General features: G+C 55.6%; 12 protein-coding genes. 4 read left to right on the forward strand and 8 right to left on the reverse strand.

Features of this window, described 5'->3' with window-relative positions:
* Positions 1 to 174: 174 nt before the first annotated feature.
* Entirely contained in the window at positions 175 to 2,262 is a 2,088-nt protein-coding gene (locus ACTD9P_RS16760; protein WP_438868564.1) for a TonB-dependent receptor, read from the reverse strand.
* Positions 2,263 to 2,670: 408 nt separating this feature from the next.
* Here ACTD9P_RS16760 and ACTD9P_RS16765 point away from each other — a divergent pair, with 408 nt between their 5' ends.
* From ACTD9P_RS16765 to ACTD9P_RS16775, 3 genes are all read left to right on the forward strand, one after another.
* Entirely contained in the window at positions 2,671 to 3,957 is a 1,287-nt protein-coding gene (locus ACTD9P_RS16765) for an OprD family porin (RefSeq protein WP_200431115.1), read from the forward strand.
* Positions 3,958 to 4,142: 185 nt separating this feature from the next.
* Positions 4,143 to 4,364 (forward strand): tautomerase family protein, encoded by a 222-nt coding sequence (locus ACTD9P_RS16770; RefSeq protein ID WP_438868566.1) that lies wholly within the window; start codon positions 4,143 to 4,145, stop codon positions 4,362 to 4,364.
* Positions 4,361 to 5,062, forward strand: coding sequence for an SDR family NAD(P)-dependent oxidoreductase (locus ACTD9P_RS16775; protein WP_438868567.1), 702 nt, complete (start codon positions 4,361 to 4,363; stop codon positions 5,060 to 5,062). Before ACTD9P_RS16770 ends, ACTD9P_RS16775 begins: the two co-directional genes overlap by 4 nt.
* A gap of 18 nt (positions 5,063 to 5,080) precedes the next feature.
* On the opposite strand, the gene ACTD9P_RS16780 is transcribed toward ACTD9P_RS16775, so the two are convergent.
* Complete coding sequence (locus ACTD9P_RS16780) at positions 5,081 to 5,968, reverse strand: AraC family transcriptional regulator (RefSeq protein ID WP_438868568.1); 888 nt, start codon at positions 5,966 to 5,968, stop codon at positions 5,081 to 5,083.
* 121 nt (positions 5,969 to 6,089) lie between these two features.
* On the opposite strand from ACTD9P_RS16780, the gene ACTD9P_RS16785 reads away from it, so the two are divergent.
* Positions 6,090 to 6,575, forward strand: a complete 486-nt coding sequence (locus ACTD9P_RS16785; protein WP_438868569.1) for a hypothetical protein — start codon at positions 6,090 to 6,092, stop codon at positions 6,573 to 6,575.
* 65 nt (positions 6,576 to 6,640) lie between these two features.
* Here ACTD9P_RS16785 and ACTD9P_RS16790 read toward each other — a convergent pair whose 3' ends face one another.
* The 6 genes from ACTD9P_RS16790 to ACTD9P_RS16815 form a co-directional block, all read right to left on the reverse strand.
* Entirely contained in the window at positions 6,641 to 6,925 is a 285-nt protein-coding gene (locus tag ACTD9P_RS16790) for a DUF3077 domain-containing protein (protein WP_438868570.1), read from the reverse strand.
* A gap of 750 nt (positions 6,926 to 7,675) precedes the next feature.
* Positions 7,676 to 8,632, reverse strand: coding sequence for an HNH endonuclease family protein (locus ACTD9P_RS16795; RefSeq protein ID WP_438868571.1), 957 nt, complete (start codon positions 8,630 to 8,632; stop codon positions 7,676 to 7,678).
* Positions 8,619 to 10,841: a retron system putative HNH endonuclease gene (locus ACTD9P_RS16800; protein ID WP_438868572.1), complete on the reverse strand. Its 2,223-nt coding sequence runs from the start codon at positions 10,839 to 10,841 to the stop codon at positions 8,619 to 8,621. Before ACTD9P_RS16800 ends, ACTD9P_RS16795 begins: the two co-directional genes overlap by 14 nt.
* 469 nt (positions 10,842 to 11,310) lie before the next feature.
* The gene (locus ACTD9P_RS16805; RefSeq protein ID WP_438868573.1) at positions 11,311 to 13,959 is read right to left on the reverse strand and encodes an AAA family ATPase; all 2,649 of its coding nucleotides are present in this window, start codon (positions 13,957 to 13,959) and stop codon (positions 11,311 to 11,313) included.
* 161 nt (positions 13,960 to 14,120) lie between these two features.
* Positions 14,121 to 14,396, reverse strand: a complete 276-nt coding sequence (locus ACTD9P_RS16810) for a hypothetical protein (protein WP_438868574.1) — start codon at positions 14,394 to 14,396, stop codon at positions 14,121 to 14,123.
* On the reverse strand, positions 14,393 to 15,373 hold the full coding sequence (locus ACTD9P_RS16815; protein WP_438868575.1) for an integrase domain-containing protein: 981 nt from the start codon (positions 15,371 to 15,373) through the stop codon (positions 14,393 to 14,395). The genes ACTD9P_RS16810 and ACTD9P_RS16815 overlap by 4 nt, the downstream gene beginning before the upstream one ends.
* Positions 15,374 to 15,897 lie beyond the last annotated feature (524 nt).

A 15,897-nucleotide genomic window follows, 5' to 3' on the forward strand; every position in this document is an offset into this window, starting at 1 on the left:
TCTGAGGTCGTGACGCAGAGCGTCACAGGAGGCATTCCCACGCTCCGCGTGGGAACGCAGCCCGGGACGCTCTGCGTCCCGCCTCTGAGGTCGTGACGCAGAGCGTCACAGGAGGCATTCCCACGCAGAGCGTGGGAACGATCAGCCCGCACCCACATTTGAATTGTGATTGGCTTAGAAGCTGTAGGTGCCTGTCACTACCAGGCTACGCGGCTCGCCCGGTTGGATCTGCGCTGCGCTGGTGGCCGAGGCGTAGTAGTTTTTATCGGCGATGTTGTTCAGCGCCGCGCGCACGTCCCATTCTTTCTGACGGAACCCGGCCAGCGCATCCCAGCGGCCATAGCCTGGCAGCACCACGGTGTTGAGGTTGTCGGCGTAACGGTCGCCCACCAGGGTCAGGCCGGTTTCTGCGTACCAGCCCATTTCCGGTTTCCAGGTGATAAACAGGCTGGCATTGCGCTTGGCCACGTCGCTGATGCGCTTGCCTTCAAAGCCATTGTTGTCCTTCACCACCTTGGCATCCTGCAAGCCGATGCCACCGCGTACGTACCAGTTGCCGACGACTTTGCCGGTGGCGGTCAGCTCCACGCCGCGTGAGCGTTGCTCGCCGGTGAGCAGGGTGATGGTGCGGTCCAGTGGGTCGCTGGTGCGGCGGTTGTAGAGTTCCAGCTCGTACACGGCCAGGGTGGTGCTCAAGCGGTCGTCGAGCCAGTCGCTTTTAACCCCGATTTCCTTTTGCTTGGTCAGCTCGGGGCTCAGGTCGTTGACGGCGCCTGCGGCATTGGGGGTGATGCCGATCAAGCCGCCGCCAGCTGGCGAGAAGGTCTTGCTCCAGGAAGCATAGAACGAGTGATGTTCCAGCGGCGTCCAGACCAGGCCGATGCGCGGGCTGGTGCTGTGGCTGTCGACCGCCTGTTGGGTGTTGAGCAGCTTGCTGGTGGTGTCCACTTCAAAGTGGTCGTAGCGCAGGCCGGCCAGCACTTGCCATTGATCGTTGAGGCGCAGTTGGTCCTGCACGTAAAGGGCGCGACTTTCGACTTCGGTGTGGTTGTTGCTGGAAACACTCATGCGCCCGGTGTGACTCAAGTGGCGGTCGGGCTGGTTGAGGTCCAGGCTCGGCACGGCCTGGCCGCCACGGTTGGTGGCGGTAGCGCTGTACAACTTTGGATCACGGCGCTGGCTGCCCAGCTCCAGGCCGCTGAGCAGGCGGTGCTCCAGGCCGAAGGTGTCGAAACCGCCTTCCAGCTCAAGGTTGTTGAACACGTTGCGAGTGTTCAGGTCTTGTTGCCAACGCTGGCGCGAGACCTTGTTGGTTTTGGGGTCGTAGCCGACCTGGTAGGTGTTGTCGAAATCGCTGTCGAGCTTGAACACACCGAGGGTGTGGCGCAGCTGCCAGTTGGCGTTGATCTCGTAGGCCAGCTTGGAGCGCAGGGACTGGGATTTATCGTCGATGTAATCGCGGTTATCGAAGTAGGTCGTGCTGCGGCTCACATCGGCCGGGCGGCCGTTGACCCCGGGAATGCCACGGTCCGGCGTGCGGTTGTAACGGCTGTATTCGTACTGCACCAGCCAGTTCAGGTCCGGCGTCAATTGCCAGCTCATCGACGGCGCGAACAGTTGGCGATTGCCGCTCACACCGTCGCGAAAGCTGTTGTTGTCCTGGTTGCCCATGTTCAGGCGCAGGCTGATGTTATCCGTTGGGTCGGTGCTGAGGTCGGCATACAGGCTGCGCAAATCCTGGCTGCTGCCTTGGGCTTCAATGCTGGATGTGTGGCCCGCCTGGGGCAATTTGCTTACGCGGTTGACGATCCCACCCTGGCCGCCACGCCCGTACAGTACGGCGGCCGGGCCTTTGAGCACTTCGATGCGCTCGATGTTATGCAGGTCGCGCACGTACTGGCTGTCGTCGCGGATGCCGTCCAGGTAGAAGTCATTGCTCGCGTCAAAACCCCGGATACGCAGGCTGTCGAAGCGCGTATCGGCGCCGCTGCTGACGTTGGGAATGCCGCTTAACGCCTGGCCCAGGTCGTTGGTGCCATAGGAACGCAGGCTTTCGGTTTTAACCGAGTCGATGGCCTGGGGCACATAACGCACCGAGGTGGCCGTGCGGGTGGCGGTGTTGGTCTCCTTGACGCGTGGGTCGTCTTCATCAGCTTCGGCGCTCACCGACGTTTCAGGCAAGACCGTGGCGGCGCAGGCGAAACCGGCAGACAGCAAAACAGAAAGCCCAAAAGTGATGGGCGTCAGGCGAGGGGCAGGCATTGGGAATGTGTCCAAAAGTGTTGGAAAGAGAAAAGCGTGCGAATGGTAATGCTTTGCATTTGCGCAGGTTATCTATTCCCAAACATGCCGCTGCTAAAAATGTTACATAATGTGTTTTCTTGACGAATCAGACGATTTTTCAGGCCTGAGCGAAGGCCTTGGAATGCACCGCTTAGAATTATTTCGCCTAAATACAGACGATTCACGAAATTGACACATAGTTCAACGCGCGCATAGGATTGCGCCCAACGCCTGTGGCTCACCGCCATGACTCATCCAATAAAAAAAGGCCCGCGGCAGTTCAGTCGTCCGCGGGCCTTCTTTTTTCTGGATAGCGTCGACACCAGAAAAGCAACACGGAGCCTGGTGTCACAGCGCGTACTCAACCAGTAATAAGGAATATAAGAAATGTTGAAGCAACGGATGAGTCTGATCGCTCTGGGGATTTTGAGCGCATCGACAGCAATGGCTAACGACCAGGAGCAATCCAAGGGTTTCGTGGACGACAGCCACCTGAACATCGCAGCACGTAACGCCTACATCAGCCGTGACTACAAAAACGGCAAGCAAGACAAAGCCGAATGGGGCCAGGGCTTCATCGGCAAGTTCGAGTCCGGCTTCACCCAAGGCACCGTCGGTGTGGGTGTGGACGTGATCGGCCAATACGCCATTCGCCTGGACGGCGGTAAAGGTCGCAGCGGCGCTGGCGGTATCGACTTCTTCAAGCAAGGCGACAGCGGCGAAGCAGCCAACGACCTGGCCAAGGGCGGCGCAGCCGTCAAGGCGCGCATCTCCAACACCGTGATCAAATACGGTCAGCAGATGCCAGCCGTGCCGGTCCTGCAATATGACAACTCGCGCCTGCTGTCGGAAACCTACGAGGGCACCTCGATCGTTTCCAAAGAGATCGCCGGCCTGCAACTGGACGCTGGTCACTTCACCAAGGAAGCCCGCAAGAGCGCCGAAGGTTCCGACAGTGGCGCGCTGAAAAGCATCGACTACATCGGTGGTAGCTACAAATTCACCGAAAGCCTGTCGGCCGCGTTGTACGCCTCCAACATGCAGGACGTGCTGAAGAAGCAATACGTCAACGTCAACTACGTGCTGGCCCTGCCAGAAAAGCAATCGTTGACCTTTGACTTCAACGGCTACAAAACCAAGCTGGACCGCAGCTTCGCCCTGGAAAACCAAGGTGACGCGGACGCCCGCGACAACAAAATCTGGAGCCTGGGCGCTACCTGGGCTGTTGGCCCGCACAGCTTCACCCTCGCTCACCAGCGCAGCACCGGCGACACCGGCTACCTGTACGGCGGCTACCGCAACGCTGGCGGTATCGGCGACGGCGGCAATACCATCTTGCTGGCCAACTCCTACTGGTCCGACTTCAACGGCAAGGACGAGCGCTCCTGGCAAGCAGGCTACGGCCTGGACTTCAGCGCCTTCGGCGTGCCTGGCCTGACCTACAACATCGCTTACGTGCGCGGCACCAACATTGACGACGGGTCCAACCGTGGCAGTGGCACCGAGCGTGAAATCTTCAACCAGTTCAAATATGTCGTTCAAAGTGGCCCAGCCAAAGACCTGAGCCTGCGCGCTCGTGCGTCGTGGTTGCGCGTCTCCAACAACGCCAGCAACTACAACGTAGGCGGTAACGAAATCCGTCTGTTCGCCGACTACCCGATCAACGTTTTCTAATTGATCGCAGGTCGCGCCTGATTCCAGGCAATAAAAAACCCCGACTGGTTCGGGGTTTTTTTATGTCTGCGTGTTGCACACGAACTTGTTACACCGCATCACTAATGAAGTACTCCGGCCCATCTTTATCCGCTCCAGGCGCAGGCCTAAATTGGCCTCACTGCCCGCCCATTGGAGCCAACACCATGCCCTTCGTCAGCCTGCGCATCACCCGTGACGGCGTGACCCCTGAGCAAAAAGCCCAAGTCATCGCCGAGTTCACCGAAACCCTCGAACGCGTGCTCAACAAGCGCCCGGACCTGACCCACATCGTCATCGAAGAAATCGACACCGATAACTGGGGCTACGCCGGCGTCACCACCACCGAATACCGCAAATCCCAAGCCCTTACCGGAGAAACACAATGAGCAAAGTCGTGATCATCACCGGCGCCTCCCAAGGCATCGGCGCCGCCGTGGTCCAAGCCTACCGCGCCCTCGATTATCGCGTGGTTGCCACCTCGCGTTCGATCCAGCCGTCCACCGACCCGAACATCCTCACAGTGCCCGGCGACATCGCCGCCCCCGCCACCGCCCAGCGCGTCATCCGCGAAGCTTTGGCCACCTTCGGGCGCGTCGACAGCCTGATCAACAACGCCGGCATCTTCATCGCCAAACCCTTTACGGCCTACACCCAGGACGATTACGCCAACGTGTTGGCGGTAAACCTCAACGGCTTTTTCTACATCACCCAACTGGCCATCGCCGAGATGGAAAAACACGGCGCCGGCCACATCGTCAATGTCACCACCAGCCTGGTCGACCACGCTATCGACGGCGTGCCTTCGGTACTCGCCAGCCTCACCAAAGGCGGGCTGAATGCCGCGACCAAATCCCTGGCGATTGAGTACGCCAAACGCGGTATTCGGGTGAACGCGGTAAGCCCGGGCATCATCAAGACGCCGATGCACGGCGAAGACACCCATGCGGCGCTGGGGCAACTGCACCCGGTGGGGCGTATGGGTGAAGTGAGTGATATCGCCCAGGCGATCACCTACCTGGAGAGCGCCGGGTTTGTCACCGGCGAGATCCTGCACGTGGACGGCGGGCAAAGCGCCGGGCACTGATACACCGTCACGCCCGGTCTAACCTGGCCGCGCGTTATCATCCCGAGGCGAGCGCCCGAAAAAGGCTTTATAGGCCCGACTGAACGCGGCCTCGGACTCATAGCCAATCGCAAAACCCACCTCGCCGATGCGACCTTCCTGCTTGGCGAGCATGCTTTTGGCCAGGGTCAGCCGCCACTCATTTTGATACCGCAAGGGCGAGCGCCCCACCAACGCGCTGAACCGCTCGCAGAAATTGGAACGCGACATACCGGCCATCTCCGCCAGCGCATCAATGCGCCACTGCTGGCCCGGCGCTGCATGAATAGCCCTCAACGCCCGCGCGATACGCGCATCCGACAACCCGCCCAGCCACCCCGACGCAGCCCCTTGCTGCACCCACGTGCGCAGGATGCGGATCACCACCAAATCAATCAGGCGTGAAATCATCAACGCCCCGCCCGGCTGCGTGTCATGGGCCTCAAGCAACATGAAATGCAGAATGCCTTCGGCCCAGGCCGCGGCTTCGGTCTGCCGAATATGGATAAGCCGGGGCAGGGCAAACAGCATCGCCTGAAAACTGCTCGCGTCGAACCAGAACCGACACACCACCACACTGGCAGGCCCATCGCACGCCGTCAGCGTCATGCCCGTAGGGTCGTGAGGCAGCAACAGCACATCACCCTGTTGCAGCGTCATCGGCGCCTGGCCGCCGCCCTCCAGTTGCAACTGGCCTTGCTGGAGCACGCAGATATGCGCGCTGTTTTCATCAAGATCGAGCGGCTGCTGGTCGGCCAACGTAGAGGAATACACCCGATCACCCGTCAGACGAATCTGCGCCAGCACCTGCGACAACAGATCGCCCTTGGCCAGCCCCTCCAACTGCATTTCTGGATGAATGATCAAGTTATCGAGGGGATTCATCATGTCTACCCGGCCACACCTTCACTAAGCTGATCCCCAGATCATAGCGCGCCGCCGCCATCGCAATGCACGTTTCCAGCGCCAGCCGTTTATGCACATCATCCACTTACAAGGGACACACACCATGTTCGGAATCTCCCCCCTCGGCTGGCTCCACACCCTCGGCAGCCTGCCCGCCATCCCACTGGCCGCCTACATGTTCATCCGCCACGGCCGCATCGTGCCCCGCTCAACACCCGGCAAGCTCTACCTGGCATCGATGCTGATCGGCGCCTTCAGCGTATTCCTGGTCGCCAAACAGCCAGTGAGCAACATCATCGGCGTCATCACCCTTGCCCTGCTCGCAGCCGGATATGCAGTAGGGCGCCTAGCCTGGCTGGGCCGTGCACGCGCATACCTGGAAACAATCTTCCTGAGCCTGACCGCATTTTTCCTGATGGTACCCACCGTATCCGAAACACTGCGCCGCGTGCCCGACGGGCACCCGTTCGTGACAGACCTGCAATCCCCCGTGCTGCTCGGCGCACAAGGCAGCATCGCGCTGGCGCTGGTTATTGGCGTGACAGCGCAGATGATCTACCTGCGAAAAAAAGGCGGGCGGTTCGCCTAAAAGCGCTTCTATGTGGGAGCCGGGCTTGCCCGCGATAGCGCCCGCCCGGCCACCCCATTTACCCCTTACTGCTCAGCATTGCAGGGCGACGCCAACACCTTCACCACATCATCAATCACCGCCTTGCTCATCTCCTGCAAATAATGCGACGCCCAGGCATAACGGTCCGTCTCCTTCGTCATCGCCGCGTCCTCTGCGAGCAACTTGGCGACGTGGAGCAAATCGGAAGCGTGGTGCAAGGCTTCATGCAGGGAAACGCCGCTGTTGACGCGGAACAGAGGTTGGTCGGAGTGAAAGGAGAAAGGGGTGACGCCGAGGGTGGTGAGGGTGGGTGGATTTGTTGCGGTCATTGGTGGAACTCCCATATTGAGTGAGAGCAGCACGATCGTTGTGAAAACGAATGCGTGGCGCTGTTGGCGCCTGCATCAAATCGGGTTCTCAGGCCCGGTCGCTGGGTGGTGGCGACGGGGGGAGGTTAGCGTGGTGAGGGGTGGGGAGCAATCGGGAAAATTGATGGGTTGTTTTTTCGGTCGGATCAGGTGGTGCGGATAGGTGGCTGGGGGAATTATTGGTTTTATGAGGGCGGCATAATTATTGGCTGGCCATAATTATGAATAAAGCCTGGGAGGCGGGGTTGAGGGTGGCTTTTGGTGGGCCGGTGGGTTTGGAGGATACGTCTACCGGGATTCATGTTGAGCTGAGCAAGGCATCATAGAAATCGAGATTTGGATTGAGGCAAGCAGCTCGAGATGTTGAGTGTGGACGCTTTTTGGGCATTTCGGCCAAACAGAGATCTGACTTTTTGCGGTTTCCCAAACCCCAGAAACAACAAAGCCTCGCATTGCGAGGCTTTGAGATATGGTGCGGCACCAGACGAACGGTGGTGGTCGGCGGGGCTAGGTTTTCTGCGGGTCTGGAATTCGCTGGAAAATTTGCCGTACCCCAACCGGTAACTATAAATAAATCAGCTAGTTATGGAATTCAGTGGAGTCGAGTCCGGGATTTATAAGGTATCAGCACGTTGTCGACCTGCACGTAAGTCATTCAGACGTGTCTATGAAACCAGCTGGGATTCAAACTGGTGAGACGAACAATTTAATCTAGGGCTGCTCCTCAACAAGGATTTCCTCTAGACGCTGCTGGTAGTGATCCTCCAGCCAACGCGCGGCCTCTTCGAACCAAGCCTTGGTCATCTCTGAATAGCATTCAGTCGCAGCACTCTTGCCTTCTAAATCACTCAATTTTCCTATCGCTCTCTGAATGCTGCGAGACCTGCCTGCGCCTGTCTCTGACATCGCTGCTTCAATATCATCCTGAATATATCGAAGCATTACCCTGAGGTTTAGCAAGTGCTTCGTTCGCTGCTGCACCAGTCCCTGTCGGTTTAGGGCGAGGGCCACGATGGTCTCAGCGCCGTACATATCCGCTGTATTGTTATTGTTGGTCGGTAAAACTAGGGCAGGGCATTGATCTGGAGTGACAGAAAAGTCAAAGAGCCATTGCAAGTGCTGAGTTGGATCACGTCGAGTAGGGTCTATTAGCAGAGCATCCTCAGCATTAAGGCAGTCACCGAGCTTAACTGCTCGAACCTTATTGATAGCGAATGAGTTTTTCTTGCCAATTGACTTGTTTTTTATGGCATTGATTGCTTTCAGTGCCATGCCTGGTACAAAGAGCTTATGACGTCGTCTTCGGTTACAGTCAATGCAACTATATAGAAGGTTCGTCCACTCGCTCGCTAGCCACCAGTAGCCAACATGGGTTGGATCTTCCTGGACTCCCCCTTTAGGACGGTAGTGTTCAATATCAGCTGGGCCGGTGGCAATAAATTCTGATTCACAATAGGCGCACTTTTCATGAAAAAGCTCCTTTAATGCATCCACAACATCGTCGCCCTTGTATGCAGCGAACTTAAACTTTTTTCTCGGCTTTTCGCCGTCAGCTAAAGGCGGAGCACTAAAGTAGGTTAACGCTAGCGGACGCTCATTAGCTCCTGCACCTGTAGCCGATGTCAATGAAGTAGGTGCAGTTACGGTCGTTCTGTCAACCTTGCGCATTGGTCTTCCTTGCACGAAGAGCCCTAAGTACGTCTTCCACCGCATCGCGACGCAATTCACTACGTTTTGCTGCATCCACGGTTCCGCGTTCGATTAAATACTCTCGATAAGCTTCGGAAACAATCTGCTGTCCAGGCGTATCGCCGATAACCGTAAGGGTTGCTGTAGATATTGATAGTTCGTCCAATCGGGCCTGCCTGTCAGGCGTTAGAGTTGCTCCAGACGAAAGCAAAGCATATTCCTCTAACTCCGCCTCAACGACAGGATCCGATGTGCTGACAAGTCCGAAATAGTCCGAAGTAAGCAGTTGCTCGGCGCGTAGCGACGACAGCTTGGGCAACCCCTCAAGAGTCTGAATCACCTTGTCTTCATCGCGAAACAATACCTTTACTTCGCCATCACGCATACCTCGAAGACATAGGGGGTCATGAGTGGTCGCTATAAACTGAACTTGCGGCATTGCACTGCGTAAAGCATTGATCACCTGCATCTTCCATCGAGGATGAAGATGTGTCTCAACTTCATCAATAAGAACTACGCCTCGAGCGAACTCAAGATTTCCCCAAACGCTCACCATCTCACGCATTATATCGACGGCCATGGCGAACAACGATTTATACCCATCACTCAGCCGATCAATTGGAGTCATGCGTTGATGAGCGGTCACATATATACGTCCCTCTTCATCCCGATGAATTTCGTCATCAGGCTGAAGCAACAGTATATCCCTCATAGCTCTCGCGACTGCGTTGAAGGTTTTCTCATCCTGCCTTTGCAGCCACCGCTCAGGGTGGGAAATTGTGGCGGAGGGCTCGAACAGAGTACGCAGACCAAAATGAGTTGCCGACTGCTTTCTTTTATCATCGAAGTAACGCCTTGCACCATAACCTAGAACTACACCTGACGGTTCGTCACTGCCATCGAACCAAGGACCGGCGCAAGGGATTACCAGCGTCACAATATCGCCTGAGGTGAACTCGACTTTGACGACCGCATCTTTCGTTCGCGTGTGCTTCCAGCCTTCGATTTCCCGTGCAATGAAGTCTTCAGCGTTGATCTTCAGCATATCTCTGAGTTCTTCACCCATAAGACATAGTGCGATTGCCTGCAGCACGCTGCTTTTTCCTACGGAGTTTTCTCCGATTAGCATTGCACATCCTTGGCCCTTTTCACCCTCAGAAATCTGAAGCGTGAGATCCAGTCTCTGAATGTCTTTAAAGTCAGAGATCTCCACTCTGCAGATCATTGAGACAGCACTAGATCCGCGAATATCTTTGAATGCGCCCGCCGTCTTTAAAGAGGGCAGTACAGGTTCTTCTCTGTCGTGTATAACCTGCACTATTCCTGTAGCTGAAATGCCCCTTTCTTCCAGAGCATCTAAAACTCTAGTTTCTCCAAACAACCGCGTGTCTCGCCACAACTCCTGAGCTAAGAAACTATTAAAGGCTGGTGATCGACGCCCTTCTGCTTGCATATATTTACTGTAGGTTTGATACAAGAAAATCCGTGCCGCTCCCGAGTAAACCGAGGCGTCATCAAGCTCTTTCCTCAGAGTATCTGCTATGTACTTTCCACCCTGCCGCAATACCTCCAAAAGTTCCGCACAGTGCTCAAATTTTTCTCTTCTGGCTGCGACGAGATTTTCTCGGTTCAGGTTCAGAACATCGATAGTCGCTTTTCCCCGCTTAGTCCTGCCGAAGGCAACCCCTTTCAGGTCAAAACGAAGATGACGCTCCGGCGTATCCAAGCAAGGGTCCAGCAGCAGTGCCGTTTCACTCCGACAAGCCTCGATCCAAGACGAAAGAACGGTAGCGCGAGGGCCATCTACAGGGAAAAGATTTCGCTTAGCCCGGTTACAGGAGACGCATGACAGGAAATGGTTGCTCCACTCATAAAGAAACCAGCCATAGTGATCTGCATTTTGCTTGTCGCCCTTTAAATTACTTGCCGCAGCTTTCGGCCTAAAGTGATCTATTTCACTTCCCGAGCCTCGGATGTCCGACTCGCAGTAAGCACACTTTCCATGAAAAAGCTCTTCAAGTGCTTCTTTCACTTGAGGCCTAGGAAGTTCCTCAAACGGTGCACGTCTAGTCGCTCGATACTCCGGATCGGAGCTATAGAACTTTGCCAAAAAACTTTGAGCATTTGCTGCTTGAGGGCTGCGAAGCCATTCAGGATAGCTAACACTTGATCTATTAACTTTTAACAAGGAACCCTTCTCCAGCTAATCTAGACGGCCTTTCGTTCGAGCTTACAGTTTCTATAGACTTTGTCGGGAAGCCTATCAGAGGTAGCATGCCCCAGTTGAACCGCATGACGTTAGATTTGTAATGCATGCTCAAGGTTCTGTGCCAGGCGAGAGTGTCCGGCTTTGAGCTGCTCTATGAAAGTTTCGGCACGCGTGTTATCTCTCGAACTGATTCGGTCCTTCCAAACGCTACCCAGCCATGTGGACAAACTGGCAATGATGGCGGCCGTGCAAAGAGTTAAAAATACTTCAACCATGTGGTGCGCTGCTCTCTAGCGAAAAGCGAATTGAAAAAAGTTGCATGCATCAGGCTTGCTTCGGTCCAAACGCCATGTCGTGGAGGCGCTTGATTCGCCGCCTCCATAGTTAGCGCATAACGCATCTTGTGTCCTAAAGCCCGCCACCTTATGTTGGCGAGCTTTTTCCATATCTACGGAGCGGTTGCGGTAGGCGTGGGGAGGGTAGATGTAGGCAACCCTGATTTACGGCTTTGGCTCGTACTCTTGCTGCGGCGTTCAATTTGGTCGCGCCAAGTTTCAAGAGCCATGATGTCAGCCAGCAATTCATCGGGCTCTGGCACAGCGACTCCTCCTACTATGGCCTTATCGTGTGCGTAATTTGAGCATTTGCTCATCCCAGAATTTACTTGTGCATAGTCGTTATCATCAACAATCACTTCTGACAATCGCTGGGTTTCGATGCCTTTACGAAAGCGTAGAACTACTCGGCGTAGCAGTACTTCCTCAACCGCGCGCTCCCAAGCCATCCGCAGGAAAAAATACGCTTCACCGGTCTGTTTACGGTGCGCATCTTCCTCGCCGTCTTTATGCAGTCTTGCGATGGTTTGCTGCTGAGCCTTGAGCGCTCCGATGCGTTTCGTTGTGTTTTTCCCTTCGAACGGTAGCTCTGGATTGGCAACCCCGAAGCCTTCGACACGCCTGGATAGGCTTTGTGTGAGTACGTTGACCCCTGCGGACTCAGCCTCCTCAGCTAGGACGCAAAGGAAGTAGATGTCATGGGTGAACACGATCACTTGGCGCCGAGCAGCTTCATCTACGAGTCGCGCAGCCACCCGCTCACGACGTCGGTGATCTAGGGACGATACTGGGTCGTCGAAAATAATACCGCCAGTGCTATCACTAAGCCCCACTTCAGCTAAAAATGAAGCTAATGCAACAGCTCGTTGTTCACCTTCGCTCAATAGGTCTCGGGGACTTCGGCTTTGCGGTAACTCCAGCTTTAGCTTATGCAATACCTTACCTTTCCCAGAGCGGCTTTGCAGAGCGACACGAAGTCCTCCAACCCCTAGCGCCTTGAACTCAGCATTAAGTGCATCCGCAAGCCCCTTTGAAATGATGCTTTCTGCCAACTCAGAGGACTTCAAGGAAATTGCGTTCGTCCTGAGCGCAGGCAAGCACTTTGTCAGTTTTGCCTGATGATTCAGCCGTGAGACAGCCGTAATGACAGCATCTTTGACTTGGCTCAGCTTTACTCTTGCATCAAGCTCATCCAGCTGCTTCTGCAATTTTGCTCGAGCCTGTTCATCAGATGCTTTATCCAGATTTACAGCCTCGGCATTTAGCTTGTCTGCGAGAGCCTGTAGCCTTTGGGCTGGATTGACCAATGCTTGCTCGGCCCCTTCCCAAATTTGTGTAGTCACCGCTGTCTTGATGGTTTCTCGGCGAGCTGTCAGAACTTGCTCGAAGGCAGCAGAATCCACCGCAAGTTGAGAGTCAAGTGTTTGAATTTCGCTGAGTGTAGCGTCGTCCAGACCGAGAGTCAGATCATGTGTACTTAGCGGTTTATACTGGGCAACCAATTCAGCGCGGCGAGCCTGAGAAGTTTTCTCTGCCTCTTGTTGAATGAAGGCTTCAAAGCGAGCCAAGCGATTAGCCCCCTCCATGAGCGGCTGCTGACACAGGGGACAGGACGCATCGCTTCCCAATGCAGGAAAGGTTTCATCCGGGTGGGACTCAGAGGAAAATTTGCGTGCGGCTTCGAATAGCTCACGCCAAGCTTCGCCTCCTGTTCCTGGCAGTAAACCTTCTTGTTCCTTGAACTGATTTGCAGCCAGCTCCGCAGCTGCTTTGGCGGTCAGGTAGGCGCTCGACAGACTGCGCAGCTTGGTAACGATTGCTTTATCCACCAACGTCGCCTTGTGGGTAGCATTCGTTGCAATGCCGCCAACTCGGCGCGCGAGTAACCTCAGTTGGTTAGCTTTTTCCTTGGGATTGTTTTCTTTTAGGCTGTTGCCTAAATCTGCGTGCAGGCTCAGTTCTTCAGGGGACAACGTGGCCAGTGCTTCAATCTGGGCAGGAGTAGTCTTGGCAGACAGCGTTGTGATTAATCTTCCGACAATCGTGTCACCGTGCAACGGAACAAACGCAGTCAGGTCAACTGCGTATTGTTTCTGCTCCGCCTCAATTGCGCTCTTCAATTGCTGATGGACACTTGCCAGTCGTTCAAAAACATCGAGTCCCTGAGGTACGTACGAAAAATCGTCTTCATTTACAAGATAAGCATTGGCGCAGCGTGAGTCGAAAATGGAGAGAGCAGATAGCTCTACGGGTGCAGCTCCGTCATTAACCCAGCGCACGTCTTGTACCGTACCGTTAACACCGATTTCAAAGATGGCTTCAGCCGAAGCAGCTTTGTCCACGGGTCGGTTGGCGTTGGGATAAATTACTTCAGTTTGATCACGCGCACGGCATGCGCGCTTGAGCACACGGGAGTAGCCTGATTTGCCCGAGCCATTACCGCCGTAAATAACGGTCAAGCCGGAAGGTGCGAAAGACAGGTTCTGGTTTTCGGCAATGGCATTAACATTTAGTAAGTTCTTCATTGCCCGCAATTCGACATGCATCGATGACTTTATCGGAGCGGGGATCTGATCGGATGCAAGCGGGCTTGGCGTGCGGCCTTTCGGGTCAGGAATACCATGAGCAGTCTTGAGCAAGGCTAGTAAGTCACCCAAATCCTCTGCAGTTAGAGTCTGTTTTGCTAACAGTCGTGCAACGCAATCGCTTTGCCAGGTAGGTAGTCCCTGGGTCCAGCTCAGTATTTCCTGCAATATCGACATGGAAACTCCTTTTTCTCTGGGGATGCGTGTTCGGATTTTTTGAAGGTCGATGTCAATTTGCCATGCGCCGTGGGATTGAGGAAGCGTTTCGATAAGTCGCCACTAAAACTCAAGACCCTTTGGGTCTGGTCGTCCTTATCTGGTCAGTTGAGGACTTCTGCTTAACCCTCGAACTGCCAGGGTTTTCCTAAGCGAAGAGTGAGAAAATGTATGGTCAGCAGATAGTAATAGCGCGTCGATTCCGCGTACGAGTTCACGTGGTGGTTTAGAAACCATGCGAGATGCTTTTGCTGCCATGCCCATGGATTATCTTTGTGCCAACGATTAGAGATCGCTACTTGAATGGCTTTCGCTTGGCGAAGGTGACGCTGGCGTGTGGAGTACGACCCGGTCAGAACACCCCCCAGGAACAGCTCCATATCGAATGGCTTGCTCATGCTCGACCCCCAATGTAAGCCGAGACCACGTCGATACGGCCGTGTCCCAGTTCATAGCTGATTTGTGCTCGGGCCTCCTGATCGAGGCGTCGCTCGAGCTGGTAGCACCTGCCACCGTTGATGGGTGCGAGATGCTGGGTGATTTGCTCATAGCGTTCGCACGCATAGGCGGCCCGCAATTCGTGGAAACCTTTGAGGTTGTGCGCATGGAGGGTGTCGCGGGCGGGGCGGACGATTCCCCGTTGGAAATCAAGGTGGCTTTCGTCCGGTGCAAGCAGGTTACAGCTACCGTCGGGCGAGACCTGTTCGGCAAACCTCAGTGCGTCACGAATATGATCATCCACCCAGATCCAGCGAGGTGCCGACGCACCTGAACGGCCACCTTTGGTGCCATCCTGGATGTTGATTTTGCCGTATTGTTCGGCCTCAAGTTTGAGGCGCGGAAGGTCGGCCAAGATGGCCTCGCGCAAGCGCATGCCGGTTGCTCGCGCCAACTGCGCGATGGCCGCGGCGCGCGGCTGCTGGTGTTCGCAAAGCACGTCGACGATCCGCTTCACCTGTTCGCGGTCTTGGCCTTGCGGCACAGAACGACGAACACTGTTGCGCCGCATTCCCAGCGCCTTACTCGGGCTCGGCACTTTCACATACTGATCACCGCGAAGCGCGGCCATGGTTCGATTCACACTGGACAACCGGTTTTGCGCAGTGGCGATAGCCAGCTCACCTTGTTCAACTTGTTGGCGCAGACGTCCGGCGTAATCCAGCAAGGTCTGCCGATCAATCTGCCGTGCATCATTAATTCCCGGGCCATCCTCCGACCGACACCAGCGCACGAACGTCTGCCAACGATCACTGTGTGCTTTGACCGTACCGTAATGCCCACCGCCAAACAGGTCTTTCAGTGCCTGCGGCCCGGCATAGCTCAATTGCCGGCCATAGCCAAAATTACGCCCTTTCCGTCTACCGACCAATCCCATGACCAAACTCCTCTGTAAGCCACACTTGTAAAACCTTCCCCACGTCATCCCGCCAAGAATGTTGAGTGTTATCAGGGATCAAGGCCCCTGCGACCTGTGAGGGTTGTCCACTAACGCGGGACTGGCGGCTCTTTACGACCGGGAGCCTGGGCATCTCATGATCTGGCCTCCTGAACACTTCCAAGGAAGTGGGCGGGTGGAGGCTGCATTGGCTGACGAGACCAACGCCGCGAGATCTTGAGCCGGGTGAAGGCAGTGATGCGATGACCGGGGCGTGCCTGACTGTCAGTCAGGTGCAGTCCATTCCCTGGGCTGCGGCACCATCATCTGCATCGCTGTTGCGGGTGACTTCGGTGTTTGTCACGCCGATTGTCACGAGGGGGAATGCCGCAAAGCCTTGTACGAGATGGGCTGCAGCAGCGGTACGAGCGCCCGTCTCTTTCCGGGAGAAAGAGACGGGCGCAGGTTGGCGCAAGGAAATGGCCAAGCGGATAGGTTGCTGCAAGACAGCTACGAAGGGGGAT

It is taken from the genome of Pseudomonas onubensis (assembly GCF_965653655.1).
Lineage (GTDB): Bacteria > Pseudomonadota > Gammaproteobacteria > Pseudomonadales > Pseudomonadaceae > Aquipseudomonas.

What these genes read in the sequence shown, in the direction of transcription:
- ACTD9P_RS16795 (WP_438868571.1), bottom strand. Translation starts at nt 8,632, where the DNA reads ATGCGCAAGGTTGACAGAACGACCGTAACTGCACCTACTTCATTGACA.
- ACTD9P_RS16815 (WP_438868575.1), bottom strand. Translation starts at nt 15,373, where the DNA reads ATGGGATTGGTCGGTAGACGGAAAGGGCGTAATTTTGGCTATGGCCGG.
- ACTD9P_RS16785 (WP_438868569.1), top strand. Translation starts at nt 6,090, where the DNA reads ATGTTCGGAATCTCCCCCCTCGGCTGGCTCCACACCCTCGGCAGCCTG.
- ACTD9P_RS16810 (WP_438868574.1), bottom strand. Translation starts at nt 14,396, where the DNA reads ATGAGCAAGCCATTCGATATGGAGCTGTTCCTGGGGGGTGTTCTGACC.
- ACTD9P_RS16765 (WP_200431115.1), top strand. Translation starts at nt 2,671, where the DNA reads ATGTTGAAGCAACGGATGAGTCTGATCGCTCTGGGGATTTTGAGCGCA.
- ACTD9P_RS16760 (WP_438868564.1), bottom strand. Translation starts at nt 2,262, where the DNA reads ATGCCTGCCCCTCGCCTGACGCCCATCACTTTTGGGCTTTCTGTTTTG.
- ACTD9P_RS16780 (WP_438868568.1), bottom strand. Translation starts at nt 5,968, where the DNA reads ATGATGAATCCCCTCGATAACTTGATCATTCATCCAGAAATGCAGTTG.
- ACTD9P_RS16790 (WP_438868570.1), bottom strand. Translation starts at nt 6,925, where the DNA reads ATGACCGCAACAAATCCACCCACCCTCACCACCCTCGGCGTCACCCCT.
- ACTD9P_RS16775 (WP_438868567.1), top strand. Translation starts at nt 4,361, where the DNA reads ATGAGCAAAGTCGTGATCATCACCGGCGCCTCCCAAGGCATCGGCGCC.
- ACTD9P_RS16770 (WP_438868566.1), top strand. Translation starts at nt 4,143, where the DNA reads ATGCCCTTCGTCAGCCTGCGCATCACCCGTGACGGCGTGACCCCTGAG.
- ACTD9P_RS16805 (WP_438868573.1), bottom strand. Translation starts at nt 13,959, where the DNA reads ATGTCGATATTGCAGGAAATACTGAGCTGGACCCAGGGACTACCTACC.